This window comes from Streptomyces qaidamensis (assembly GCF_001611795.1).
Lineage (GTDB): Bacteria > Actinomycetota > Actinomycetes > Streptomycetales > Streptomycetaceae > Streptomyces > Streptomyces qaidamensis.
In genome coordinates, this window is sequence record NZ_CP015098.1 from 884,288 (window position 1) to 910,354 (window position 26,067).

General features: G+C 70.9%; 16 protein-coding genes and 1 pseudogene. 9 read left to right on the top strand and 8 right to left on the bottom strand.

Annotation, left to right across the window (positions count from 1 at the left end; all coding sequences use genetic code 11):
• Positions 1–11: 11 nt before the first annotated feature.
• The 3 genes from A4E84_RS03970 to A4E84_RS03980 form a co-directional block, all read right to left on the bottom strand.
• Complete coding sequence (locus A4E84_RS03970) at positions 12–1,100, bottom strand: NADH-quinone oxidoreductase subunit B family protein (protein ID WP_062925206.1); 1,089 nt, start codon at positions 1,098–1,100, stop codon at positions 12–14.
• 1 nt (position 1,101) lies between these two features.
• Positions 1,102–2,922, bottom strand: a complete 1,821-nt coding sequence (locus A4E84_RS03975; protein ID WP_062925207.1) for a hypothetical protein — start codon at positions 2,920–2,922, stop codon at positions 1,102–1,104.
• Positions 2,923–3,135: 213 nt separating this feature from the next.
• The gene (locus A4E84_RS03980; RefSeq protein ID WP_062925208.1) at positions 3,136–3,588 is read right to left on the bottom strand and encodes a DUF6069 family protein; all 453 of its coding nucleotides are present in this window, start codon (positions 3,586–3,588) and stop codon (positions 3,136–3,138) included.
• 169 nt (positions 3,589–3,757) lie between these two features.
• Here A4E84_RS03980 and A4E84_RS03985 point away from each other — a divergent pair, with 169 nt between their 5' ends.
• On the top strand, positions 3,758–5,434 hold the full coding sequence (locus A4E84_RS03985) for an NAD-dependent malic enzyme (protein WP_062931283.1): 1,677 nt from the start codon (positions 3,758–3,760) through the stop codon (positions 5,432–5,434).
• 71 nt (positions 5,435–5,505) lie between these two features.
• A pseudogene (locus A4E84_RS40345) lies at positions 5,506–5,790 on the top strand (sigma factor); the annotation flags it as partial.
• 594 nt (positions 5,791–6,384) lie between these two features.
• On the opposite strand, the gene A4E84_RS03995 reads toward A4E84_RS40345, so the two are convergent.
• The 3 genes from A4E84_RS03995 to A4E84_RS04005 all read right to left on the bottom strand — a co-directional run bounded on the left by A4E84_RS03995 (position 6,385) and on the right by A4E84_RS04005 (position 14,209).
• Positions 6,385–8,871, bottom strand: a complete 2,487-nt coding sequence (locus tag A4E84_RS03995; protein WP_079129331.1) for a SpoIIE family protein phosphatase — start codon at positions 8,869–8,871, stop codon at positions 6,385–6,387.
• A 307-nt stretch (positions 8,872–9,178) separates the two neighbouring features.
• Positions 9,179–13,450: a HAMP domain-containing protein gene (locus A4E84_RS04000; protein WP_062925210.1), complete on the bottom strand. Its 4,272-nt coding sequence runs from the start codon at positions 13,448–13,450 to the stop codon at positions 9,179–9,181.
• 354 nt (positions 13,451–13,804) lie between these two features.
• Positions 13,805–14,209 carry an STAS domain-containing protein gene (locus A4E84_RS04005; RefSeq protein ID WP_237304815.1) on the bottom strand — a complete coding sequence of 135 codons (405 nt, stop codon included), beginning with the start codon at positions 14,207–14,209 and terminating at the stop codon, positions 13,805–13,807.
• Between the two features lie 107 nt (positions 14,210–14,316).
• Here A4E84_RS04005 and A4E84_RS04010 point away from each other — a divergent pair, with 107 nt between their 5' ends.
• Complete coding sequence (locus A4E84_RS04010) at positions 14,317–14,646, top strand: helix-turn-helix transcriptional regulator (RefSeq protein WP_062931286.1); 330 nt, start codon at positions 14,317–14,319, stop codon at positions 14,644–14,646.
• Positions 14,647–14,737: 91 nt separating this feature from the next.
• On the opposite strand, the gene A4E84_RS04015 is transcribed toward A4E84_RS04010, so the two are convergent.
• A complete protein-coding gene (locus tag A4E84_RS04015) occupies positions 14,738–15,865 on the bottom strand; it encodes a PP2C family protein-serine/threonine phosphatase (protein WP_062925211.1) in 1,128 nt (375 codons plus the stop codon).
• Between the two features lie 215 nt (positions 15,866–16,080).
• On the opposite strand from A4E84_RS04015, the gene A4E84_RS04020 reads away from it, so the two are divergent.
• From A4E84_RS04020 to A4E84_RS45430, 6 genes are all read left to right on the top strand, one after another.
• Positions 16,081–18,750: a SpoIIE family protein phosphatase gene (locus A4E84_RS04020; RefSeq protein WP_174569403.1), complete on the top strand. Its 2,670-nt coding sequence runs from the start codon at positions 16,081–16,083 to the stop codon at positions 18,748–18,750.
• Between the two features lie 302 nt (positions 18,751–19,052).
• Positions 19,053–19,736: a class I SAM-dependent DNA methyltransferase gene (locus A4E84_RS04025; RefSeq protein ID WP_062925212.1), complete on the top strand. Its 684-nt coding sequence runs from the start codon at positions 19,053–19,055 to the stop codon at positions 19,734–19,736.
• Between the two features lie 138 nt (positions 19,737–19,874).
• On the top strand, positions 19,875–21,578 hold the full coding sequence (locus A4E84_RS04030) for a SpoIIE family protein phosphatase (RefSeq protein ID WP_062931288.1): 1,704 nt from the start codon (positions 19,875–19,877) through the stop codon (positions 21,576–21,578).
• 162 nt (positions 21,579–21,740) lie between these two features.
• A complete protein-coding gene (locus A4E84_RS04035; protein WP_062925213.1) occupies positions 21,741–22,313 on the top strand; it encodes a PadR family transcriptional regulator in 573 nt (190 codons plus the stop codon).
• Positions 22,314–22,406: 93 nt separating this feature from the next.
• Positions 22,407–24,131, top strand: a complete 1,725-nt coding sequence (locus tag A4E84_RS04040) for an acyl-CoA dehydrogenase family protein (protein ID WP_062925214.1) — start codon at positions 22,407–22,409, stop codon at positions 24,129–24,131.
• A 373-nt stretch (positions 24,132–24,504) separates the two neighbouring features.
• Positions 24,505–24,885, top strand: coding sequence for a protein kinase domain-containing protein (locus A4E84_RS45430; protein WP_062925215.1), 381 nt, complete (start codon positions 24,505–24,507; stop codon positions 24,883–24,885).
• Between the two features lie 128 nt (positions 24,886–25,013).
• On the opposite strand, the gene A4E84_RS04050 is transcribed toward A4E84_RS45430, so the two are convergent.
• Positions 25,014–25,949, bottom strand: coding sequence for a LysR family transcriptional regulator (locus A4E84_RS04050; RefSeq protein ID WP_062925216.1), 936 nt, complete (start codon positions 25,947–25,949; stop codon positions 25,014–25,016).
• Positions 25,950–26,067: the final 118 nt, after the last annotated feature.

The window sequence follows — 26,067 nt, forward strand, 5'->3', positions numbered from 1 at the left end:
AAGACGCGTCATCAGGGACGCCAGTGCGGGTCGTAACCGCTGGTCAGCTTGTGCTTGTTGTGGCGCCACCTGGGCTCGTGGTTGACCAGCTCGTTGGTCACGCCGCGCAGCCGTCGGATGACGGCCCCGTACGGCTTGACGACGAGGGACGACAGGGTGCTGCCCGGGGGCTCGTCCATGAACGGCATGAACGCGTCGGGGAAGCCGGGCATCGTGCAGCCGATGCAGATGCCGCCGACGTTGGGGCAGCCGCCGATGCCGGCCATCCAGCCGCGCTTGGGCACGTTGCAGTTCACGACCGGGCCCCAACAGCCCGTCTTGACCAGGCACTTGGGCGAGTTGTAGTCCGTGGCGAAGTTGGCCTGCTCGTAGTACGAGCCGCGGTCGCAGCCCTCGTGGACGGTCTTCCCGAACAGCCACTGCGGGCGCAGCATGTGGTCCAGCGGGGGCGGGGGCGCGGAGCCGGCCGCGTGGTACAGGACCCAGATCAGGGTCTCCATGAAGTTCTCGGGCTGGATCGGGCAGCCGGGCACGTTGACGATCGGCAGGCCGGCCTGGGAGGTGTAGTCCCAGCCCAGGTAGTCGGCGAGGCCCATGCAGCCCGTCGGGTTGCCGGACATGGCGTGGATGCCGCCGAAGGTGGCGCAGGTGCCGGCGGCGACCACCGCCCAGGCCTTGGGGGCCAGTTGGTCGATCCACCAGTTGAGGGTCTGCGGCTCGCCGGTCTCCGGGTCGTTGCCGAAGGACGTCCAGTAGCCGTCGCCCTCGATGATGTTCTGGTTGGGGATCGAGCCCTCGATGACGAGGATGAACGGGCCCAGTTCGCCGCGTACGGCCGCCCGGTAGGGCGCGAGGAAGTCCTCGCCGCCCAGGCTGGGCGAGAGCACCTTGTTGACCAGGTTCACCTTCGGCAGGCCCGGGATCAGCCCGAGCACCAGGTCCTCGATGGAGGGCTGGTCGGCGGCGGTGAGCGAGACGGTGTCCCCGTCGCAGCTCATGCCCTCGGAGATCCAGAGGATGTGGATCTCGTCTATGCCCTGCCGGTCCTCGGACCGCTCGGGTTCCTTGCTGACTTCGGTGGTGCTGCTGTGGGTTGTCATGTCACTCGGCCTCCGCTGCGGGGGTCTCGGAGTCGGTCGTGTGCCGCGCCTGAGCTGCGGCGGGAGCCGGTGCCGACGGCTCGTCCGGGGATCCGGCGGGCCCGAGGGGTTCGAGCTCGTCGGGCCGGAAGTAGTGGAAGCGGCCGTACCAGTTGTTGAGTTCGGCGGCCGGGTCGTCGTCGAGGGTGACGGCGAGGTGCACGCTGCCGTCCACGTCGTGGAAGACGGCGGCGACCTCGGCGGTGCGCCCGGCCAGGAACATGTCCTGGGCGTCGGCGCCGCGTCCCCGGGGACGGAGCCGTACCCGGCTGCCGCCGCCGAGGGGGACACCGTCGACGATCACGGTGTCGCTGGTCGGGGAGAGCCCGTCGTCGGCGCCCTCCTGCCACCAGGCGGGGCGGTCGACGGGTGCTGTGGGGGTGGCCGGTGCCGGAGAGCCGACAGCGCCGGGCAGCCGGTCGGCAGGCGCCGCGGCGAGGGTGACCGGTGCGTCGGACAGCCGGTCGGCGGACGCCGTCGGGATGGCCGGTGCCGGAGAGCCGACGGCGCCGGGCAGCCGGTCGGCAGGCGCCGCGGCGAGGGTGACCGGTGCGTCGGACAGCCGGTCGGCGGACGCCGTCGGGATGGCCGGTGCCGGAGAGCCGACAGCGCCGGGCAGCCGGTCGGCAGGCGCCGCGGCGAGGGTGACCGTTGCGTCGGACAGCCGGTCGGCGGACGCCGTCGGGATGGCCGGTGTCAGGGAGCGGACGGCGCCGTGCAGCCGTTCGAAGACCTCCTGCGGCATGGTGTCGACCCGGTCGAGGATCGCGGCGGCCCGCGGGTCGGTGGCCCGTGCCTCACGCTTCTCCTCGTCGGTCAGCAGCATCGTGCGCAGGGTGAGGATCTCGTCGATCTCCGCGGCGTCGTGCAGGTCGCCAGGGCTTTCGGGGGCGACCTGGGGGTGGTCGGGCAGGATGATCGGCGCGGACAGCAGGACGGGCCCGGTGTCGCCGGCCTCGCCGCCGAGCACGGGGAAGGTGAACTCGTTGCGGCACGCGCGCACGGCGGCTTCCAGGCCCGTCGGCGGATCGATCAGCGAGACGAACTCCACCCCGTCGCCGCCGAGGAGGGTGTGGGTGGCGATGAGGGCCCGGCGCAGTGCCTCGTCGCGGGTGGTGCGCGGCGGCGGCGCGGGCGCGGTGTTGGTGGTCCGTACGCGGATCCGGCAGAGGTCGTCGGAGAGCCGTTCGGCGGTGACGGTGGTGTCGGCCCGGATCTCCTCGCGGGTGCGCACCACCCGCCCGGCGCCCTCCGGCAGCGTCTCGACGTCCTCACCTGCCGCGGCGCCCACCACGAAGGTGTGTCCGCCCCGCAGGAGTTCACCGAGCGGGACCCCCACCTCGCACTCGCGCGGCAGGGCCTCGTCGAAGGTCAGATGCACCGTGCCGTCGTCGGTGCGCAGCGACTCGACCGGGCGGTGACCTGCTTCCTGCACCTGCTTGCGCTGCATCTGCAGGTAGCGCACTCGCACCCGTACGCGGGCGCTGCCGGGCTGCCGCACCCGCAGCAGGCACTCGCTCTGCTGGTACCAGGAGTCGGCGGAGCCGGAGACACCGGGCGTGACGGGGCCGTCCGCCTCCACCCAGTCCCGGGGGAACAGCACGCCGAACTGCCAGCGCACGCGGTTCTTTGCGGAGGAGCGGCGGTAGGGGTAGAGGAGGTAGCCCTCGTAGAGGACGGCGTCGGCGACGGCCCCGAGCTGCTCGAAGACGCCCGGGGACGGGCCGGTGCCGCCCCTCGGGGCAGCGCTCTTCGTGCTGCCCTCGGCCCATGCCTCCGCCATCGTGCCTCCTCGTCCCTGGGTGCACACGCATCCCTTCCACCACGGTCACACCACTCATCGACGGTCGCCTCCTACGGCGCAGCGGGATTGGGCCGTTCGGGGTGATGGGCATGGGGCCGCGCGGCGTGGCGCGGGACGGGAGCGCAGCGACGGGCCCGTCGGCGCCGAGGCGCGACGGGCCCGTGTCGGTGGTGTGGAGGGGGTGCGGCGTGTTCAGCGCTGCACGTGGGCGAGCCGGCGCGCCAGCAGCGGGACGACGACCGCGGCGGCCACCACATGGGACGCGGCGAGGACGATCTGGGTGGACGTGGCGGTGTGCGGGGCGACGGCCGGGCCGGCGAGTGACAGTGCGGTGAGCGCGACGGTGGTCACGGTGAACGTGCGGGCGGGCCGCCCGGCCCAGCGGGCGAGCGCGACGGCGAGGACGATTCCGGCGACCGACCAGAACACCACCCCGCCGAAGAAGCCGCCGACCGGGATCTCCGCGGCCTCCGTCGCGCCGGGACCGGCCGCCTCCATCGGGACGCCGGCGGCCCGCGCGACGAGCGCGAACGCCTCCGTCACGGCGGCTCCGGCGAGGGTGGCGAGTATGCCGACCAGCCACACGGGGCGGGTGGAGAGAAGGCCGGACTCGGTCTGCTGTGCCTGTGCCTGAATCGCACTCATGTCACTGTCTCCTGACGGGCGTTGGGGCGCGGTGGGTCGTACGGAGAGGTAGACCGGACGGCGAGGCGGAACTCATCGGTGGCCGGGGGACGTTTCCAGCAGGCCGGTGTTCATCCGGATGGCACACGTCACCCGCACGAACCGGCGCGTCACGGGAAGGCGTTACCTCATGGACCAGCCCACACATCACCCCCGCCCCACCACCAGCCCCGCCGTGACGACCCTGGCCGACCCCCTGGTCAACAGGGGCACCGCCTTCAGCCGACGCGAACGCCAGGAGCTGGGGATCGACGGGCTGCTGCCGCCGGCCGTGGAAAGCCTGGACGAGCAGGTCGCCCGCGCCTACGAGGCGTTCCACGGCTACGACAAGCCCCTCAACCGGCACATCTACCTGCGGCAGCTCCAGGACACCAACGAGGTGCTCTTCTACCGTCTGGTCACCGAGCACCTGGAGGAACTGCTGCCCGTCGTCTACACGCCGACGGTGGGCGAGGCGTGCCAGAAGTTCAGCGAGATCTACCGGCGGCCGCGCGGTCTGTTCCTGACCTGGGAGGACCGGCACCGCTTCCGGGAGATCCTGCGCAACCGCCCGCACCGGGACCACGAGGTGGACGTCATCGTCGTCACCGACGGGCAGCGCATCCTCGGTCTGGGCGACCAGGGCGTCGGCGGCATGGGCATCCCGATCGGCAAGCTCAGCCTCTACACGGCCATCGGCGGCATCCACCCCGCCCGCACCCTGCCGATCCTGCTGGACGTCGGCACCGACAACGAGACCCTGCTCGGCAACCCCCGCTACCTGGGCCGCCGCGCACGGAGGCTGACCGGTGCCGAGTACGACGAGATGATCGAGGCGTTCGTCTCGGCGGTCGAGGCGGAGCTACCCGGGACGCTGCTGCAATGGGAGGACTTCGCCACCGCACACGCCCACCCGATCCTCGCCCGCTACCGCGACCGGCTGCTCACGTTCAACGACGACATCCAGGGCACCGCCGCCGTCACGCTCGGCGCCCTGTCCACCGCGGCGAACGTGGCCGGCACCCCGCTGCCCGAGCAGCGCGTGGTGATCCTGGGCGCGGGGTCGGCCGCCATCGGCGTCGCCGACATGATCCGTACGGCCATGATCGGCGAGGGCCTGTCCCAGGACGAAGCCACGGCCCGGTTCTGGATCCTCGACGTCGACGGCCTGCTGGTGTCCTCCCGCTCCGAACTGACCCCGCAGCAGCGGGTGTTCGCGCGTGACGACAGCGAGGTGGCCGACTGGGACGGCACCGGCCTCGCCGAAGTGGTGCGCCGCGTCGAGCCGACGGCGCTCATCGGGCTGTCGACGGCACACGGCGCTTTCACCGAGGAGATCGTGCGGCAGATGGCCTCGACCTGCGAACGGCCCGTGGTCTTCCCGCTCTCCAACCCCACCTCGCACTCCGAGGCCGAGCCCGCGGACCTCACCCGCTGGACCGACGGGCGGGCGCTGATCGCCACCGGCTCACCCTTCCCTCCGCTGACGGTCGACGGGCACGAGGTGCCGGTGGCGCAGTCGAACAACGTGTACGTCTTCCCTGCCATGGGCCTCGCGGTGACCGCGAGCCGGGCCACGCGGGTCACGGACCGCATGCTCGTGGCCGCCGCCCAGGCCGTCGCTCGGTGCGCCGTGCGGGCGGCGGACGGCGACGACGGCCCCGTGCCGCTGCTGCCGCCGCTGGCCGGGATGCGGGAGTCGGCCCGCGAGATCGCCCTGGCCGCGGCCCTCGCCGCCGTCGAGGACGGGGTGGCCCCGCAGGCCACGGAGGAGGAGTTGCGAGGGGCCGTCGCCCGGGCGCAGTGGACGCCTCTGTACGAGGACTAGGAGCGTTTGCCGGTCCTCCGGGGGACGTACTGTCGAAGGACACGACCGTCGGCCCCGGAGGCATCGGCTTCATGGACCAGCAGCGGCCCCTCCCCGACGCGCTGGAGGCGGCGGCGGACGCGTTCGAGCGGCTGCGTCCGCGGCTGTTCGGCATCGCCTACCGCGTCCTCGGCAGCGTGTCGGAGGCCGAGGACGTGGTGCAGGACGTGTGGGTGCGCTGGCAGGGCGCCGACCGGAGCACGGTGCTGGACCAGGGCGCGTTCCTCGCGAAGATCACCACGCGGCTGGCGGTCAACGTGGCCCGGTCGGCGGGGGTGCGCGGCGAAGCCTATGTGGGCCCGTGGCTGCCGGAACCCGGTGGACATGTCCGTCACGGGGGCGACGAACTCGAAGAACTGGGCGGCGCGCACGATGCTGTACGGCACGCCGCTGCCGCGCACGGCGTTGTCCTGGGCGGCCTTGGCCTCGTAGTACACCGGGCGTCATGGTCGCCTCGGTCGCGGGGATGCGGTCGCGTAGCCGGGGACTGGTCGACGCCGACGATCGAGAGTACGACGTGATGGCGGACGCCTGCCTCCTTCTCGGCGGCGAACAGGTTCCGGGCCGAGCGGGTGAAGAAGTCCAGGGTCGGCCCCGTGTCGAAGGACGGCGAGTTCGACACGTCCACGACCACGTCCGCGCCCTTGAGGGAATCTGTCAGTCCTTCGCCGGTGAGGGTGTCGACGCCCGCGGAGGGGGCGGCCGGCACGGCCTCGTGTCCGCCCTCGCGCAGGACGGCGCACACCTGGGAGCCGATGAGGCCCGTACCGCCGACTACCACGATCTTCATCGCTGTCTCCGTTCGCTGAGGTGCTGACTCACCAGAGAGACAGGGCGGGGCCCGGATCTGTGACAGCCGGGGTGAGCGCCGCGCGGCGGGTGACCGTCCGCTGCTTCAGGACTCGCGTCCCTCACCCGACCCGGATGCCCACGATGCACGTGTCGTCGTCGGTGTCCGACTTGCTGTAGGTCAGGAGGCGGTCCAGTTGCTGGTCGAGTGTGCTGGGGGCCGAGCGGGCGGTGGTCAGGAGGTGGGTCAGGGACTCCTCCATGGGGCGGTCCCGTCGCTCGACCAGGCCGTCCGTGTACATCAACAGGGTGTCCCCGGGGGCCAGTTGCAGCTCGGTCTCCTCGTAGACGGCCTCCGGCACCGCCCCGAGCAACAGCCCCTTGACCAGGGGCAGGGGGGCCGCTTCGGTGTCGCGGACGAGAACCGGCGGCAGATGTCCCGCCCGGGCCCAGCGCAGCGTCCGCCGGACCGGGTCGTACAGCCCGCACACCGCCGTCGCGGTGACGTTGCCGGTCAGATGATGCGCCACGATGTTGAGCCAGGACAGCAACTGACCCGGCCCGGCGCCGGTCACCGCGAGGCCGCGCAACGCGTTGCGCAGGACGACCATGCTGGTGGCGGCCTCGATACCGTGGCCGGCCACGTCCCCGACGCACAGCAGCACCTTGCGGGACGGCAGGACGACGGCGTCGTACCAGTCGCCGCCCACCAGCTGCTCGGTCTCCGCGGGCCGGTAGCGTACGGCGACCTGGAGACCGGACACCTGCAACGGTGCCTGGGTGGGGGGCATGATGGCGTGCTGCAGCTGCAGGGTCAGCCGGTTGCGTTCGGTGGCCTGCTGTTCGGTGTGCGCCAGTTGGTCGCGGGTGGCCGCGAGCGCCACCTCGGTCCAGTGCTGGGCCGAGATGTCCTGGCAGGCCCCGCGCACGAGGAGCAGGCGGTCGTCGGTGTCCAGCACCGGTTCGGCGACGATCCGGATGTGCCGGGTCACCCCGTCCGGCCGCTGGAGCCGGAAGGCGGCCGCCGCAGGGCGCTGGTGGTGCAGCAGCGTGCGCAGGAAGCGGCGGATGGAGACGCCGTCGTCAGGGTGGGCATGGGCCGGCAGCTCCTCCAGGGGGACCGGGGTGCTCGTCTGGGGGCGTCCGTAGAGGTCGAAGAGCTGCCCGTTCCAGGTGATCTCACCGGTGAGCACGTTCTCCTCGAACCCGCCGATGCGGCCGAGCCGTTGGGCGTGCTGGAGCAGGCTGGCCAGTCGTGCCGTCTCGTCCTCGATGCGCCAGATGAGGAGGACGGACATGCCGTGGCGGCTGATGCTGATGTCCGCGACAGCCGAGAGGGGCACCTGGTCGACGAGGGCGGTGAGGTTCATCCGTCGGGTCCGGAAGGGCTCTCCGGTGGCGTAGACCCGCTCGACGCGCTGGAACAACTCGCTGTCCCCGGCGGTCATCGGGTAGGCCTCCAGGAGCAGCGCACCGTTCACGACCGCCCGCGGCCTGCCCGCCGGGTCCAGGAACCTGCTGTTGACGTGCTGGATGCGGAAGTCCACCAGGTGCCCGTCGCCGTCGAGGTGCGGCACCAGGACGAGGGCGGGATCGTGCAGTCCGTCGGCCAGGTCCATCAGCTCGGCGGCGTCCGGCAGGACGCGGGGCTCGTGGGCCGCGCCCTGGGCCGGCGTGTGCGTCTCCAGGGTGTGGGCGCACAGTTCGGCCAGCGCCTCCACCTGGCGGACGATCTGCGGGGGCTGGGGCGTGAGCGGCTCCGGCCAGGCGATCTCCAGCACGCCGTGGATGCGGCCACCGGTGCCGGCGGGCAGGGCGACCCGGCCGCCGTCCGGATGGTGGTGCAGGCCGATGGTGGGCAGCCCGGTCGCGGCGAGGGTGGTGATCCACTGCCCCTCGCGCTCGATGAGGCCCCGTCGCGCCACGGTCACCACGTCCGGCGGGACGTAACGCCAGCGCGCGGCCTCAGCCGGTGAGAACCCGGCACTGCCCGCGAGGGTGAGCGAGCCGTCGGCGCCCGCGGCCCATACGGCCACGGCCACGGCGCCGAGGGGACGCAGCGCCTGCTCCAGCAGCGCGTCGGCGACGGCCTGGGCGTCGTCCGCCGCCAGGACGCCGCTCTCCGCCGCGCGCAGGCGTACGGCGGCCGACTCGTTCTCGGCGTCGTCGGCGGCCCGGGTGGCGGCGAGGAAGGCGTCCGTCACCTCGGACATCCGGTCCCGGGCGGCCTGGTTGATGACGTCGACGGCGAGTTCCAGGGGGGTGACCTGGGCCTGCTCGGCCAACTGGGCGAGCTGTCGGGCGGCCTGGGCCGGTCCGCACTTCAGCCGTTCGACGAGGACACCTTTGGCGAGCTCGATCAGGGCACGCCCTTCGGCCTCCGCCTGGGCGGCCCGCACCTCCCGGCTGAGCCGCTCCACGGTGGCGGCGAGCCGGCCCACCGGGGAAGCGGACGACGGGTCCGCGATGAGGTCGGCGGGCGGGTCGTCGGAGGCCCACGCCTCGCCCGGCGAAGCCCACGGCCGCCCGTCGGGTGCCGCCGCGTTCTCGTCGGGTGCCGCCGCGGCCCCGTCGGAGGTCTCGGACTCCGCGTCGGTGGTCCGCGCCATCATGTCGGAGGTTTTCGCCTCCCCGGGGGAGGTCTTCGGCTCCTCGTCGGAAGTCTTCGGCTCCTCGTCGGGGGTCGGAGACACGGCGTCGGTGGCCTGAGCCCCGGCGTCGGACGTCGCCGACGGCGGGGCCGACCCGGTTCCGGTGGCCGAGTGGCGCTCCGGCTCACCGTCCTGACCCGGTTCGCGCGGCTGCTCGGACATGCTCACGGTGTGGATGCTCCTCGGCTGGAGCGCCCTGAGGCGCGGAACGACAGGCGCTGCGGGGCGCCCGGTCCGCCGGTCGGCGGACCGGGCGCCGGGGTGCTCATGCGGGCAGCCAGCGGCGGACGCAGGCCATGAGGTCGCGCGTGTCGACGGGCTTGGTGACGTAGTCGCTGGCACCCGAGGCGAGGCTCTTGTCCCGGTCGCCCGGCATCGCCTTCGCCGTGACGGCGATGATGGGCAGCTCCGCGTACTGCGGCATCCGCCGGATCTCGGCCGTCGCGGTGTAGCCGTCCATCTCCGGCATCATCACGTCCATCAGCACGAGGGCGATGTCCGGGTTGTTCACCAGCGTCTCGATGCCTCTGCGCCCGTTCTCGGCGTGCAGGACGCGGAAGCCCTGCAGCTCCAGGATCCCGCTCAGCGCGAAGAGGTTGCGTGCGTCGTCGTCGACGACGAGGACGGTGCGGCCGGCCGCGGTGTCGTCGACGGACGGCGGCGTCACATGCTGCGGCCCTTCGGTCCGGACGAGGGAGAGCACGTCACCGGGCTCCTCGGCGGACAGGTGCAGGGCGATGCGCTCGCGCAGCTCGTCGAGGCTGGACAGCAGCTCCAGCGCACCGCCCGCCGAGCGGGAGCGCAGCGTCTCGTCCAGGGGCACGTCCATGGGGTGGCTGCTGTGCACCAGCACCGGCACGCTCGTCAGCGCCGAGTCGCCCTCCAGTGCCTGGAGGAAGCGGGACGCCTCGTCGTCGCGCATGCCCAGCTCCAGGACGACGCAGTGGCACGGCTCGGACGCCAGCGCACCGGCCGCCTCCTGCGCTCCGACGGCGGTGATGATGTCGATCGCGGGGCGCTGAGCACCGTCGGCGCGGCCGTGTGCCAGGTCGGCGACCACACTCTCCGCGACGAGGGTCAGCAGACCGCGCGAGCGCTCCTCCACGACGAGCAGGCGCCGGGGCCGCGGGCCGGGCCCGATCTGGGGCACCGGCACCGAGCCGGCCAGGCCCTGCGGCACGGGTTCGACCGAGGTCCGCTCAAGGGGCCTGCCGTGGCTGAGCAGTTCCTCGAAGTCGGGACGGGCCACGGGCAGGAAGAGCGTGAACGTGCTGCCCTGGCCGGGCGTGCTGTGCACGGACACGGCGCCGCCCAGAAGTTGGGCGATCTCGCGGGTGATGGACAGGCCCAGGCCGGTGCCGCCGTACTTGCGGCTCGTCGTACCGTCCGCCTGCTGGAACGCGCCGAAGATCGTCTCCAGGTGCTGCTCGGGGATGCCGATGCCGGTGTCCTTGACCCGGAAGGCGACCACGGCGGCGCCCCGGACCACGCCCGCGGGCACCTCGTCGTCCGACGCGGGTTCGATGCTCAGTTCCACGCCCCCCTGCTCGGTGAACTTCACGGCGTTCGACAGGAGGTTGCGCAGCACCTGGCGCAGTCGGGAGTCGTCCGTCAGCACGTCCGCGGGCGCGCCGGGAGCGGTCGTCACGGTGAAGTCCAGGCTCTTCTGCGTCGTCATCGGCCGGAAGGTGGCCTCGACGTACTCGATGAGCTGCCGGAGCGTCACCCGCTCGGGCGTCACGTCCATCTTCCCGGCCTCGACCTTCGACAGGTCGAGGATGTCATTGATGAGCTGCAGCAGATCCGACCCGGCGGAGTGGATGATCTGCGCGTACTCGACCTGCTTGGGCGTGAGGTTGCGGGACGGGTTCTGTGCCAGCAACTGGGCCAGGATGAGCAGGCTGTTGAGCGGGGTGCGCAGTTCGTGGCTCATGTTGGCCAGGAACTCCGACTTGTACTTCGAGGCCAGCGACAGCTGCTGGGCGCGGGTCTCCAGTTCCTGGCGGGCCTGCTCGATCTGGAGGTTCTTCGCCTCGATGTCCCGGTTCTGCGCCGCCAGCAGCGAGGCCTTCTCCTCCAGTTCCGCGTTGGAACGCTGGAGTTCCTCCTGCTGCACCTGCAACTCTGTGGAGCGGGCCTGGAGTTCGACCGTGAGGCGCTGCGACTCGACCAGCAGCTCGTCGGTGCGGGCGTTGGCCACGATGGTGTTGACGTTGACGCCGATGGTCTCCATCAGCTGGCCCAGGAAGTCCCGGTGGATCTGGGTGAAGGGCGTGACCGAGGCCAGCTCGATGACGCCGAGGACCTGGCCCTCGACGACGATGGGCAGCAGCACCAGCGCGGTCGGCACCACCTGGCCCAGCCCCGAGGAGATGGTCACGTAGCCTTCCGGCAGCTCCTCCACCATGATGGTGCGCCGGCTGCGCGCGGCCTGGCCGACCAGGGTGCGGCCGAAGGCGATGCGGGAGGGCCGGCTGCTCTCCTCGGGGTAGCCGTAGGAGCCGACGAGCCGCAGTTCGGGCCCGTCGTCGCCGTCCTCGGCGAGGTAGAAGGCCCCGTACTGGGCCGACACCAGCGGCACCAGCTCGTCCATGATCAGCTCGGCGACCACGGGCAGGTCGCGGTGGCCCTGCATCAGGCCCGAGATCCGGGCGAGGTTGGTCTTGAGCCAGTCCTGCTCCTGGTTGGCCCGGGTGGTCTCGCGCAGGGACTCCACCATCGAGTTGATGTTGTCCTTGAGCTCGGCGACCTCGCCGGAGGCCTCCACGGTGATGGAGCGGGTCAGGTCGCCCTCGGCGACGGCGCTGGCGACCTCGGCGATGGCGCGGACCTGCCGGGTCAGGTTGCCCGCCAGTTCGTTGACGTTCTCCGTCAGACGCTTCCAGGTTCCGGAGACGCCCTCGACCTCGGCCTGTCCGCCGAGGCGGCCCTCGGTCCCGACCTCGCGGGCGACACGGGTGACCTCGTCGGCGAACGCGGACAGCTGGTCGACCATCGTGTTGATCGTCGTCTTGAGTTCGAGGATCTCACCGCGGGCGTCCACGTCGATCTTCTTCGACAGGTCGCCCTTGGCCACGGCGGTCGTCACCAGCGCGATGTTGCGCACCTGGCCGGTGAGGTTGTTGGCCATGGAGTTGACGTTGTCGGTGAGGTCCTTCCAGGTGCCGGCGACGTTCGGCACGTGGGCCTGGCCGCCGAGGCGCCCCTCGGTGCCGACCTCGCGGGCGACGCGCGTGACCTCGTCGGCGAAGGCCGACAGCGTGTCGACCATCGTGTTGATGACCTCGGCCAGCGCCGCGACCTCGCCCGCGGCCTCCACGGTGATGCGCTGCGAGAGATCGCCGCGTGCCACGGCGGTGGCGACCTGGGCGATGGAGCGGACCTGGCCGGTGAGGTTCGACGCCATCACGTTGACGTTGTCGGTGAGGTCCTTCCAGGTCCCCGACACACCGCGCACCTGGGCCTGGCCGCCGAGGCGTCCCTCGGTGCCGACCTCGCGGGCGACACGCGTGACCTCGTCGGCGAACGCGGACAGCTGGTCGACCATCGTGTTGATGGTGCTCTTCAGCTCCAGGATCTCCCCGCGCGCGTCCACGGTGATCTTCTGTGACAGGTCACCCTTGGCGACCGCCGTGGCCACCAGGGCGATGTTGCGGACCTGGCCCGTGAGGTTGCCCGCCATGAAGTTCACCGAGTCGGTGAGGTCGCGCCAGGTGCCCTTGACGCCCTTGACGTCCGCCTGGCCGCCGAGGCGCCCCTCGGTGCCGACCTCGCGGGCGACACGCGTGACCTCGTCGGCGAACGCGGACAGCTGGTCGACCATCGTGTTGATGGTGCTCTTCAGCTCCAGGATCTCGCCTCGCGCGTCCACGGTGATCTTCTGTGACAGGTCCCCCTCGGCGACCGCCGTGGTGACCTGGGCGATGGAGCGGACCTGGCTGGTGAGGTTGCCCGCCATGTGGTTCACGGAGTCGGTCAGATCGCGCCAGACCCCGGCCACGCCCGGCACCTGGGCCTGGCCGCCGAGCCGCCCCTCGCTGCCGACCTCGCGGGCGACACGCGTGACCTCGTCGGCGAACGCGGACAGCTGGTCGACCATCGTGTTGACGGTCTCCTTCAGCTGGAGGATCTCGCCGCGGGCGGGCACGTCGATCTTCTGCGAAAGGTCGCCCTTGGCGACGGCCGTGGCCACCTGGGCGATGTCGCGGACCTGGGTGGTCAGGTTGCCCGCCATGGCGTTGACCGAGTCGGTGAGGTCGGCCCAGGTGCCCGAGACCCCCGGCACCTCCGCCTGCCCGCCGAGTGTCCCCTCGGTACCGACCTCGCGGGCCACCCGGGTGACTTCGGAGGTGAACACGGACAGCTGGTCGACCATGCCGTTGAAGACCTTGGCGATGTCGCCCATGAGGCCGTCCGCGTCGTCCGGCAGCCGGGTGCCGAAGTCCCCGTCGCGTACGGCTGTCAGGCCGGCCAGCAGTCGTCGCAACTCCTGGTCGCCCGGCACCGCATCGACGACGCCAGTGCTGTCGCTGGTCATGCGCACCCTCGTTCCGCTCCCCAAGAGCCCTCGGAAACCGAGGACTCGGAACCCCCGGACCGATGGGCGGCCCGGCTGTCGTGCATGCATCTCCGCAGTCACCAATGTGTATGTGATGTGGAAATACGCCGCAGGTTAACCCACGTTTCAAGCCCTGAACAAAGCAGGAGCCGCCGTCCTCGGCCCAACAGCGGCGCCCTGTCACGAGCCCCTCGGGCGACGCCTCGATCAAGGTCTGCGGCAGTGCCGCACACGCCCGGGCCAGCCCTGTTTTCCGCCGCTGTCTGACGGATCTTCCGCAGGCTATGCCGCCGGTCCTCTTCTGTGAAGAAGACGTGAGCACGCCGAGGCGGTTCAGGAGACGGCGGCATCCTCGACCGAATCCCGTGTCTCCAGGATGCTGTCGACTCCGGTGATCTCGCAGAGCCGTTGGAGCTGCGGTGACGGGGCGACCACGCGCAGGGTGCCCCCCTGGTGGGTGAGGATCAGCAGGTTCAGCAGCGTCGAGTCCGCGAAGGTGATGCCGGCGGCGTCCAGGATCACCTTCGGGTACGCCCTGACCGCGGCGTCCAGCGCTTCCGCCAGTGGCGTGATCGAGTCCATGTCGTAGGCGCCGCGGGCGACGACGACCCAGGCCCCGTGCCGTTCGTACTGCGACGGCGCAGCCCCCGGACGGGTATGCGCGGAAGCCTGCTGCGGCAGCGGCATGGCACCGGTGTCACGCGTGAGCGCGGGCATGCCGGCCTCGTCCCAGGGCACCTTCGGGCTCCTTCTGTGGCTCTCCCGAACGGGAGCACGTCATCTGTTGCATGAAAAGTATGTCACGTATCTAGGTTCCGGCAACGGTGTCCCTTAAAATGCTGCGCATGGTCGGAGTGCCCCAGTCCCACACCGGATGGACGTTCATCACCAGCCACGCGCGCGTTCTGGCAGCCATTGCCGACAATCCGAACGCCCGCATCCGCGACATCGCCGCCCGCTGCCGGCTCACGGAGCGTGCCGTGTCGCGGATCATCTCCGATCTGGAGCAGGACGGTTACCTGTCCCACACCCGGGACGGGCGCACGAACAACTACCGCATCGAGCCGGACAAGGTGCTGCGCCACCCGGCCGAAGCGGGCCTGTCGGTGGCTTCCCTGCTCTCCCTGCTCGTCCAGGACGAGACGGACCGCATCAGGAAACCGGTCGCCCGGTAGCCGTCACCAAACCGGCTGCCTGTCGGCGGCGCCCATCCGGTGGTTCCGGGCACCCATGCGCCACAGGAGGCCCTCCACCCGGCACCGGGATTCAGTCCCCGGCGCCCAGGACTCCCCTGTCCTGCGCTGTGGTGCGCCTCAGCGCGAGGGCCGCGATGTCGTCGCCGAGCCTTCCGCCGCTGTGCCGGAGCAGATCCCCGTGCAGCCGGTCGAGCAGCTCGCGGGGGTACTCCGTGCCCTGCCGCCGCATCCAGTCCGGCAACGGGAAGAACCGGCCGGTGTGATCCCGGGTCTCGGATACGCCATCCGTGTAGAGCAGCAACTGCTCGCCCGGGGCGAAGGGGACGACGTCGACCCAGTAGCGGTCACCGATGAGCCCTGCGAGGTTCAGGGGCGGGGAGGGGATGGTGGGCTCCAGGACCCTGACGATCCCGCAATACTCGATCAGCGGCGGGGGATGCCCGCAGTTGAGAAGTCGCAGCCGGTCGCCGCCGTGCGGGATCTCGGCGAGGAGAGCAGTGGCGAAGTGCTCGGGCTGGTCCTGGACGGGAAACGCGGCGCTGTGGCGCGTGACGGCGGTCTCCAGGCGGTGGACGATGCCCCGCAGGTCGGGCTCGTCATAGGCGGCCTCCCTGAAGCAGCTGATCACCGCCGAGGCCGCCCCCACCGCGTCCAGGCCCTTGCCTCGGACGTCGCCTATGAGCAGCCGGACCCCGTACGGGGTGCCGATCGCCTCGTAGAAGTCGCCGCCGATCCTGGCCTGTTCCTGGGCCGCCAGATACAGCGATTCGATCTCGACGCCCTCGATGCGGCGGGGCAGGGGGCGTAGCAGCACCTTCTGGGCCGCGTCGGCGACGAGGCGGACCTGGAAGAGCATCTCCTCCCGCTGATGCCGGACATGACTGCCGTATGCGGCCGCCAAGGTGACCGCGATGATCGCGGCCGAGGTGTACTGCGTCCCGAGATCGGTGTGGAAGAAGCTGAGGACGATCATGAGCAGGAAGCAGAACGCTCCCAGCGCCACCGTGGGGAGCACGGGCCACATCGCGGCCGCGAGGGCGGGTGCGGCGGGCAGAAGGCGGCTGAAGGCGATCTCCCTGGGTGTGGAGAACGCCAGGCCGGCGATGAGGACGGTCAGGACCAGGGGTGACAGCCTGGCGGCTTCCCATCGGCCGCTGTAGGCGGGGCGACGGCGCCACAGCCGTGCAGACGAGATCACAAAAAGCATCATATCGACCTAATCGGACACAGGGCGCGGAAGGATCATGCGCCACACGCGAGATTGCGCGGCTGACGGCCCTGCCCGCGAGGGGACACGGCCATGTCCGGAGGGGCCGAGGCCGTGCGCGGCACGGCCGCGCAGGCGCCCCAGGTCAGCCGGGCAAGGTCGGTTGCGCCCTGGCCACTCGGGATCACCGGTGTTAAAAAGGTCGCATGGCGAGTCTTTTCGCCCGTTTTCAACGCCTGTCGGTCAAGCGCCTGATCAGCAAGAGCACGCGGAGCGTGGCCGGGCAGGTGTTGGTTTTCCAGGTGGCCCTGGTGGTGCTGCTCGTGGCCTGCGGTGTCTTCGCCCTCATCCTGCAGTCGGAGCGGGACACCAGCGCCGAGGCAAGGCGCCGCTCGACGGCCGTGGCACAGACCTTCGCGCACTCACCGGGTGTCCTGGCGGCATTGCGGTCCCCCGACCCCAGCAAGATCCTCCAGCCGCTCACGGAAGCGGCACGCCGGGCCGCCGATGTCGACTTCATCGTGGTCATGGACACCGAGGGCATCCGGTACACGCACCCCTTGCCGGACCGCATCGGACAGCGGTTCGTGGGCGAGATCGGACCGTCGCTGGCGGGGATGCTCTACGTGGAGAGCGTCGACGGCCCGCTCGGTCGCGAGGTGCAGGCCACGGTGCCGATCAAGGACGCCGGCAACGAGGTCGTCGGGCTCGTCTCGGCCGGGATGAAGGTCGAGAACGTCGAGGGTCAGTTGGCCCGGCAACTACCGATCATCCTGGGCGCCGGGGCCGGAGCGCTCTTGTTGTCCGTCGGCGTGACCGCACTGCTGGGCCGGCGACTGCGGCGGCAGACACACAGCCTGGCCCCGGACGAGATGACCCTGATGTACGAGCACCACGACACCGTGCTCCACTCGGTTCGGGAAGGGGTGCTGATCGTGGCCGCCGACGGGCGGCTGATGCTGGCGAACGACGAGGCCAGACGACTGCTGGAGCTGCCCATGGACATCGAGGGGCGGCTCGTCCCGGAGCTGCCAGGCCTCGATCCCGAGCTGAAGGCGCTGCTCGTCTCCGGGCGCGAGGCCACCGACGAGGTGCACCTCGCGGGAGAGCGGCTGATCGCCGTCAACCAGCGTCCCACGGGTCGCACGGGCGGCCCCCGGGAAACGGTGGTGACCCTGCGCGACTCCACCGAGCTGCAGGCGGTGACGGGCAGGGCGGAGGTGGCCCGGGAGCGCCTCAGGCTGCTGTACGACGCCGGACTCCACATCGGTACCACCCTGGACGTGCTGCGCACCGCCGACGAACTGGCGCGGGTCCCCATTCCCCGCTTCGCGGACTTCGTCACCGTGGACCTGGCCGACGCCGTCCTGCACGGCGAGGAGCCGGCCCCCACGGCAACGGACATGCGACGCGCGGCCGTGTCCGGCATCGTGGACGACCATCCGCTCACCGAACAGGGCCGGCTGTTCGACTATGTTCCCTCCACGCCCCACGCGCGCGGCTACGGCAGCGGCCGCTCCGAGTTGGTGAGCGATCTGCCCACCGCCACGGGCTGGCGCGTGCAGGACCCGGAGCGGGCCAGGGCGATCATCGACCACGGCATCTACTCCCTGATCACCGCACCCATCCAGGCCCGTGGCGTCGTGCTGGGCGTGGCCGGCTTCTGGCGCACGCGACAGCACGAGCGCTTCAACGAGGAGGACGTGTCGCTGGCGGAGGAGCTGGTGGCCCGTGCCGCGATCAGCATCGACAATGCCCGCCGCTACACCCGCGAGCACGCCCTGGCGGTCACCCTCCAGCGCAGTCTGCTGCCGCAGGCCATGCCCGAGCAGAACGCCCTCGACATCGCCTACCGCTACCTCCCCGCCCAGTCGGGTGTGGGCGGAGACTGGTTCGACGTGATTCCCATGCCGGGCAGCCGGGTGGCACTGGCCGTCGGCGACGTGGTCGGCCACGGCCTCCACGCCGCCGCCACGATGGGACGACTGCGTACCGCGGTGCACAACTTCTCCTCCCTGGATCTGTCACCGGACGAGCTGCTGAGCCATCTGGACGACCTGGTCGGAACCATCGACCAGAACGAGGCGGCTCAGAGCGCGGCGGGCGTCGTGGGCGCCACCTGCCTGTACGGGATCTACGACCCCGTGACGCGCCGCTACGTCATGGCGCGGGCGGGGCATCTGGCGCCCGCGCTGGTCCGGCCCGACGGGACCGTCACCTTCCCGGACGTGCCCGCCGGCCCACCCCTGGGCCTCGGCGGCATGCCGTTCCAGACCGCGGAGCTGTGCCTCGCCGAGGGGACCCAGCTCGTCCTGTACACCGACGGTCTCATCGAGGACCGCAGGCGCGACCTGGACGTGGGAATGGGGCTGCTGCGCGATGCGCTCACCGGCCACCCCGGCCGAGCGCCCGAGGAGACCTGCCAGGCCGTGCTGGACCGTGTGCTCCCCGAGCGTCCCAAGGACGACGTCGCCCTGCTCGTCGCCCGCACGCGGCAACTGCCGCCCGACCGGGTCGCCGACTGGGACGTACCGCCGGACCCCGCCGCCGTCGCGGGCATGCGCGACGCCGTGTCGCGAAGGCTCGACTCCTGGGGCCTGTCGGAGCTCGGCTTCGCCATGGAGCTCATCCTGAGCGAGCTCATCACCAACGCCATCCGCTACGGCTCCGGGCCGATCCACGTGCGGCTGATCCACGACCGTACGCTGATCTGCGAAGTGGCGGACGGCAGCAGCACCTCACCGCATCTGCGGTACGCGGCGTCGACGGACGAGGGTGGCCGGGGCCTGTTCCTGGTGTCGCAGATGGCTGAGCGCTGGGGCACCCGGTACACCCCGCAGGGCAAGGTGATCTGGGCCGAACAGGCCCTGCCCTAGTTAGGTGATTCCGGCAGCCTGTCCCGAGGCCGATCGACCGGCCGGCTCGGACAGGGGCGGTTCCCTGCCCTCGCGTCAGCACGAGTCGCCGGTTCTTCACGGACAACCAGGAGGACACCGGTCCGGAGCCGTGCCTGAGGACGATGGAGCCAGGCGGATCCCACGAAGTGACCTCATCGTCGCGACCGTGGTCGGAACATGGCGTTGCGCAAGGGATACCGTGCGTATGCGGGATGTCGACCCGGACCCGATAGGGGAGGATATATGCGGAAAGTACGCAGGATGGGCAAGGGGGAACGCCTGTGAGCAGCAGCCCTCCCGGCGACCTGGGCTACGAGGACGCAGTGCCTGACCGCACCGGCCAGGCCGAGGCCTTCGACGCCATCGGCGACCACTACGACGAGGCCTTCCCGCACAAGGAAGGGCAGGTCGCGGCCGCCGAGTGGCTCGTCGACTCCCTGCTGGCCGGGTCCCGCGTCCTGGACCTGGGATGCGGCACCGGGCTCCCGACCGCCCGACAGCTGGCGGAGGCGGGCTTCGAGGTCGTCGGTGTCGACCTGTCAGGCGGAATGGTCGCCCTTGCCCGCAAGCACGTGCCCGACGGCACTTTCCACCATGTGGACATCGCTGATCTGCGGCCGGGAGGACCCCGCGACCTCGGCCGGTTCGACGCGGTGGCCGCCTTCTTCTCCCTGCTCATGCTGCCGCGCACCGAGATCCCCCTCGCGCTGCGGACCGTCCACCATCTACTCGTGCCGGACGGCATGTTCGTGCTGTCGATGGTGGAGGCCGACGTGGACGACTTCTCGATCCCGTTCCTCGGTAGGACCATCCGGGTGTCCGGGTACCTGCGGGACGAGCTGAGGGAGACCGTCGAGGCGACCGGCTTCGAGATCGTCGAGGAGGCCTCCTACACCTACGCGCCCGCGAGCGCCGACGTACCGCCCGAGGTGCAGATCTTCCTGCGCTGCAGGCGGCGCGACTGACGGCTCCACCCTCCGCCCGCACCGGCAGGGGAACACCCGGACGGAAGCGACGCTGTGACGAAGCACCTGGGAGCTCATGAACACCCCGGCAGGGAGGCCAGGGCGAGCGGGCATGTCGCGCCCACGCCTCGGCCACAGCTGCGGGGACCGCTGACCGACCGGCTCCGCTACCTCGACGAGGCGACGCGCCGGATCGCCCGCGGCATCGATCTCGACGAGACGCTGCACGAACTGTGCCGGGCGGCCGTGCCGGCTTTCGCCGACACGGCCTTCGTCCACCTGTCCGATCCGTTGCCGGTCGGGGACGAAGGTCCCGGCTCCCCCGCCGTGCTGCGGCTGCACAGCACGGACCGGGCGCCGCCGAGGGATCCGGCCGACCAGGGGCCCGGTCTCCCACCGGAGACCTCGGCGGACGTGCGGCCGGCGGACGTCATACGTCCGGCTGCCGACGGCCGGCTGGCCGAGCTGCTGCAAGCCGGGCAGCCCGTGACGGGAGACGCCCCGGGAGTCGCTCCCGCCCTGACCGAGTTGCTGGGACCGGGCAGTGCTGCCGGAGCGGCGCAACGTGGACCGTGGCTGATCATCGCCCCGCTGCACGGCCGCCGCCACGTCATGGGGAGCGTCGTCCTCATCCGCCGCGCCGACCGGCCCGCCTTCACCGAAGACGACCTGCTCGTCGCCTCCCAGCTCGCCACCCACACCGCACTCGGCGCCGACAAGGCCGCGCTCTACCTCCGCGAGACCTCGGTCGCCGCCGCACTGCAGCGCACGATGCTCCCTCCGGCACTGCCCCAGCCGACCGGAGTCCGGCTGGCAAGCCGTTACCTGCCCGCCTCGCAGGCCTCCCAGGTGGGCGGCGACTGGTACGACGCGATCCCCCTGCCCGGCAACCGTGTCGCGCTGGTGATCGGCGACGTCATGGGCCATTCCATGACGTCGGCCGCCATCATGGGCCAGCTGCGCACCATCGTGCAGACCCTGGCCGGGCTCGACCTTCCTCCCGACGAGGTCCTGCACCACCTCGACGAGCAGGCGGAGCGGCTGGGCAACGAGCACATGGCGACCTGTCTGTACGCGATGTACGACCCCGTACTGCATCGACTGCTGGTCGCCAACGCCGGTCATCCACCCCCGGTGCTCCTCCACACGGACGGCCGGGAAGAGGTACTGCCGATCCCGCCCGGGGCACCGATCGGTGTCGGCAGGAGCGTCTTCGAGACCACCGAGATGCACGCGCCGCCCGGAGCGACTCTGCTGCTGTACACCGACGGGCTCGTCGAGTCCCGCGACTCGGACGTGCTGTCCGGCGTGGAGCGGTTGTGCGCACACCTGCGCGCCGCCACTGCCGGTCCGCAGCCCCCGGCGCTGGAAGTCCTGTGCGACCAGGCACTCGGCTCGCTGGGCACGCGCGACCGGGACGACGACATCGCGCTGCTCGCGGCACGGTTCGAGGGCATCCTGCCCGAGGCGGTGGCGTACTGGTACATGGCTCCACGGCCGCAGACCGCCGGGCAGGCACGCCGGCTGACGCGAAGGACCCTGCACCACTGGGGCCTCGACGCGATGGTGGAGCCGGCCGAACTGCTGGTCAGCGAGGTGGTGGCGAACGCCGTACGCTTCGCGTCCCGGCCGATCACCCTGCGCCTGCTCCGCACGGACGTACTCCGCTGCGAAGTGGGCGACGACTCGCCGCAGGTGCCGAGAATGCGGCACGCCAGGCTGAGTGACGAGGGTGGCCGGGGACTCTTTCTGGTCGACCAGCTGGCGGAGCGCTGGGGGGCGACCAGGGTGAGCACGGGCAAGGTCGTCTGGTTCGAGCTGGCGCTGCCCGGCCTGGAATGACAGGGGATGGGGGTGTGCGGCGCACTCTGTCGGCATCGTCCGCCGGGTGCCGTCACCGGGCGAGGCTCTGGCGCTGAGGTGGGGAGCACGTGCGGACGTGAGCCGCGTCGCATCGACGAGTGAGGCTTGCTATGCAACAAGTTGCATAGCACGATCGTCGTCATGGCGCTCGAACACGCGATCCTGGTGTCGCTCTTGGAGAAGCCTGGGTCCGGCTATGAGCTGGCCCGGCGTTTCGAACGGTCCATCGGCTACTTCTGGACCGCGACCCACCAACAGATCTATCGCGTACTGAAGCGCATGGAGAGCGAGGGCTGGGTCGAAGCCCGGGACGTCCCGCAGCAAGGACGGCCGGACAAGAAGGAGTACTCCGTCGCCGACCTCGGCCGGGCCGCGCTGTCCTCGTGGTTGCACGATCCGATCGAGCCGGAGAGCGTCCGCCACGACCTGGCCGTGAAGATCCGGGGTGCCGCCTTCGACGACCCGGCTGCCCTGATCCGCGAGGTGGAGCGGCACCGGCACGCGCACCGGGACCGGCTGGCGCACTATCTGGCAGGCGAGGAGCGGGACTTCACGGGGGCCGCAGCGGGCGCGGCCGCTCCACAGGCGCCGCTGGACGCGGAGCGGGAGCTCCAGCACGTCGTCTTGCGCGGCGGTATCGCGTACGAGCGGATGATGATCGGCTGGCTGGACGACGTGCTCGCCACGCTGGCCCGGTTCGGCCCGGCCCACTGACCCGCGGCACCGCAACCGCCGCGACTGCTTCTCCTCTCCGGCAGCCCTACCTCTCGATTCCCATCCGTCCACCAGCCGAAAGGGGCCCTCACCATGGCTGACCAACTGCTCTTCAACCCGCGCACCTACGACCCCGCGCACTTCGACCCCGAGACCCGCCGCTTGCTGCGTGCCACCGTCGACTGGTTCGAGCAGCGCGGGAAGCGGCAGCTCATCGAGGACTACCGGTCCCGCGCCTGGCTCGGTGACTTCCTCGCCTTCGCCGCGAAGGAGAGCCTGTTCGCCACATTTCTGACGCCGTCGTCCGCTGCGGGAGAGGGGCAGCCGGACAAGCGGTGGGACACCGCCCGCATCGCCGCGCTCAACGAGATCCTCGGTTTCTACGGCCTGGACTACTGGTACGCATGGCAGGTCACCATCCTCGGCCTCGGCCCGGTCTGGCAGAGCGACAACGCCGCCGCCCGTGCCCGCGCCGCAGAACTCCTTGCGCAGGGAGAGGTGTTCGCGTTCGGCCTGTCCGAGAAGGCCCACGGCGCCGACATCTACTCCACCGACATGCTGCTCGAGCCCGACGGCGACGGCGGCTTCCGCGCCACTGGCTCCAAGTACTACATCGGCAACGGCAACGCCGCCGGACTCGTCTCCGTCTTCGGCCGTCGTACCGACGTCGAGGGCCCCGACGGCTACGTGTTCTTCGCCGCCGACAGCCGTCATCCGGCCTACCACCTGGTCAAGAACGTCGTCGACTCGTCCAAGTTCGTCAGCGAGTTCCGCCTGGACGACTATCCCGTGACGTCCGATGACGTCCTGCACACCGGCCGCGCGGCCTTCGACGCCGCCCTGAACACGGTCAACGTCGGCAAGTTCAACCTGTGCACCGCCTCGATCGGCATCTGCGAGCACGCGATGTACGAGGCCGTCACCCACGCCCACAACCGTGTCCTCTACGGCCGCCCCGTCACCGCCTTCCCGCACGTGCGACGCGAGCTGACCGACGCATACGTCAGGCTCGTCGGCATGAAGCTGTTCAGCGACCGCGCTGTCGACTACTTCCGCTCCGCCGGCCCGGACGACCGCCGCTACCTGCTCTTCAACCCGATGACGAAGATGAAGGTGACCACGGAGGGCGAGAAGGTCATCGACCTGATGTGGGACGTCATCGCCGCCAAGGGCTTCGAGAAGGACAACTACTTCAGCCAGGCGGCCGTGGAGATCCGGGGCCTGCCGAAGCTGGAGGGCACGGTCCACGTCAACCTGGCGCTGATCTTGAAGTTCATGCGCAACCATCTCCTCGACCCGGCCGAGTACCCGGGTGTGCCTACCCGTCTCGACGCGGCCGACGACGACTTCCTGTTCCGGCAGGGACCGGCCCGAGGCCTGGGCTCAGTGCGCTTCCACGACTGGCGCCCGGCCTTCGAGGCGTACGCGCATCTGCCCAACGTCGCTCGCCTGCGCGAACAGGCCGACGCGCTCTGCGAGTTCGTCGCCGCGGCCGCCCCCGACGCGGAGCAGAGCCGCGACCTCGACCTCGTCCTCTCGATCGGCCAGCTCTTCGCGCTCGTCGTGCACGGGCAGCTCGTCCTGGAGCAGGCCCGCTTGACCGGACTCGACGAGGACGTACTCGACGAACTCTTCGCCGTGCTCGTACGGGACTTCTCCGGGCACGCCGTCGAACTGCACGGCAAGGACTCGGCAACCGAGCAGCAGCAAGAGTGGGCGCTGGCCTCGGTCCGGCGGCCGGTCGTCGACGAGGCGCGCACGGAGCGAGTCTGGCAGCGGGTCGAGGCGCTGTCCGGCACGTACGAGATGGCCCAGTAGGCGCGCCGCATCCACCACCGGGGGCCGGGCCGCGGGCCGGCCCCCGGTCGGCCGGGGCCCGGCTCCGCGAGCGGCACCGGCAAGGCGCCAGGCGCTGACCCGGTCGGGCCGCGTTCCGGGCCGGCCGGGGCCGCTTGGGTTGAGGCTGACTACGCCGCCATCCTGCGGACACGCCCCAGGGTCTGTATCGAAAGTGGATCAGAGCACTCGTTGGCAGCCGAGCTCTTCGGGGCGCTGGCAGCGGTACACGGGGCGGGGCCGGCCCACCGAGATGTCAAACCGTCCCATGTGCTGTTGGGCCGCCGTAGTCCTCTGCTCATCGATTTCGGGATCGCGCGCGAGGGAGGACACGCGTCACACGAGGACCGGCGGTGTGATCGGTTCTCCCGGCTACCTGGCGCCGGAGCAGGTGAGTGCCGGGGAATCGGGTGCGCCGGGTGACGTCTTCTCGCTGGCCGCGGTACTGGTGTACGCGGCGACAGGTCGGGGCCCGTTCTCCAGCCCGAACGGCGAGTTCTCGCCCACGGTGCTGCTCTACCGCATCGTGCACCAGGAGCCGAACGTCGACGGCGTTCCGGCGCCCCTGGTCCCGCTCCTGGGGTCCTGTCTGACCAAGGACCCCGAGCAGCGGGCCACGCCGACACCGTCAGTGTGCTGTTGGCGCATGGGCGGCCGGTGCGGTATCTGGCCGCAGTTGCTGCCCGATGGCTGGAGAAGGATCTCGCCGTGCGAGAGGAGGAGGCGCGCGCGTTGATCTCCGCAACAGTGCAACCCCCGGTACAGGCCTTCCAGCTGCGACCTCTGAGGCAGTGGGCGGCGGCGCGGGAGCGGGAGACGCGGAGGGGGGCCGGGCCCCGGCCCGGCCTCGCGCCGACCTGACCCTCAACTCGGCGGACTGCAGATCGTCGCCCGCCCCGCCTCCACGGCCTCGGCGACCCGGGCCGTCGTCTCCCGCAGCCACATGTGCGCCGCGTCGTGCAGGTGTACCGGATGCCACCACAAGGCCTGCTGGATCGGCACGGCGTCATAGGGCGGTTCCATGATGCGGACGTGTGCGAGTCCGTCCAGCTCGTCGGCGAGACGCCTCTGAAGGAGAGCTACCCGGCGGGTGCCCGCGACCAGGAGTGGCATCAGCTGGAAACTGTCGACCGAGACCGCCACGCGCGGCTCGATGCCGAGCGTGGCGATCTGGCGGGCGGCGGGGGCGTCGTAGGCACGTTGGTACGTCACCCACGGCAGTCGGGCCAGATCGTCGAGGGTCAGCTGCTCGCCGACCTCGGGGTTGTCGTCGGCGACGAGGAAGACCCAGCTGTCCTGGTAGAGCTCGACCGTGGGGAAGCCTCGAATGATGCCGTGGGGCAGCAGTAGCCCGTCCACGGTGCTGAGCAGCGGCCCGGTATTGTCGATGATTTCGTTCGGTACCTGCTTGAACCTCAGCCGGATGCCTGGTGCCTCGGCTTGGACGGTGCGGGCGAGCTCGGCGCCGAAGACGGCAACCGCATAGTCCGAGGCGATCAGCGTGAACTCGTGCTCCTCGCGGGAGGGATCGAATTCGGCCTGGCTGGCGAAGACGCGCTCCAGCAGGTCGCATGCGGTGGTGGTTCGGTCGAGGAGGGCCTGCCCGAGGGCGGTCAGTTCGTACCCTCCGCCCACCCGGGCGAGCAGGTCGTCGTCGAAGTGGCGGCGCAGCCGGGCCAGGGCCGCGCTCATGGCGGGTTGACTGAGCCCGATGCGCCGGCCGGCCCTGGTGACGTTGCGCTCCTGCAGGAGGGCGCGCAGGGCAACGACGAGGTTGAGGTCCAGGCTGGCCAGGTTCACGACGCATCCCAATTCCGGAGCCGGTACGTCGGTATTCACCGGCTGGATTCTCATATACAGGGAATCGATTTCCCTGATTGCAATCTACGGGCCAGATTAGTGGCACCGCAATCGGGAG

Coding starts and splice junctions, on each gene's coding strand:
- A4E84_RS03970 (WP_062925206.1), bottom strand. CDS start 1,100: ATGACAACCCACAGCAGCACCACCGAAGTCAGCAAGGAACCCGAGCGG.
- A4E84_RS03975 (WP_062925207.1), bottom strand. CDS start 2,922: ATGGCGGAGGCATGGGCCGAGGGCAGCACGAAGAGCGCTGCCCCGAGG.
- A4E84_RS03980 (WP_062925208.1), bottom strand. CDS start 3,588: ATGAGTGCGATTCAGGCACAGGCACAGCAGACCGAGTCCGGCCTTCTC.
- A4E84_RS03985 (WP_062931283.1), top strand. CDS start 3,758: ATGGACCAGCCCACACATCACCCCCGCCCCACCACCAGCCCCGCCGTG.
- A4E84_RS03995 (WP_079129331.1), bottom strand. CDS start 8,871: ATGGCGCGGACCACCGACGCGGAGTCCGAGACCTCCGACGGGGCCGCG.
- A4E84_RS04000 (WP_062925210.1), bottom strand. CDS start 13,450: ATGACCAGCGACAGCACTGGCGTCGTCGATGCGGTGCCGGGCGACCAG.
- A4E84_RS04010 (WP_062931286.1), top strand. CDS start 14,317: ATGGTCGGAGTGCCCCAGTCCCACACCGGATGGACGTTCATCACCAGC.
- A4E84_RS04020 (WP_174569403.1), top strand. CDS start 16,081: ATGGCGAGTCTTTTCGCCCGTTTTCAACGCCTGTCGGTCAAGCGCCTG.
- A4E84_RS04035 (WP_062925213.1), top strand. CDS start 21,741: ATGGCGCTCGAACACGCGATCCTGGTGTCGCTCTTGGAGAAGCCTGGG.
- A4E84_RS04040 (WP_062925214.1), top strand. CDS start 22,407: ATGGCTGACCAACTGCTCTTCAACCCGCGCACCTACGACCCCGCGCAC.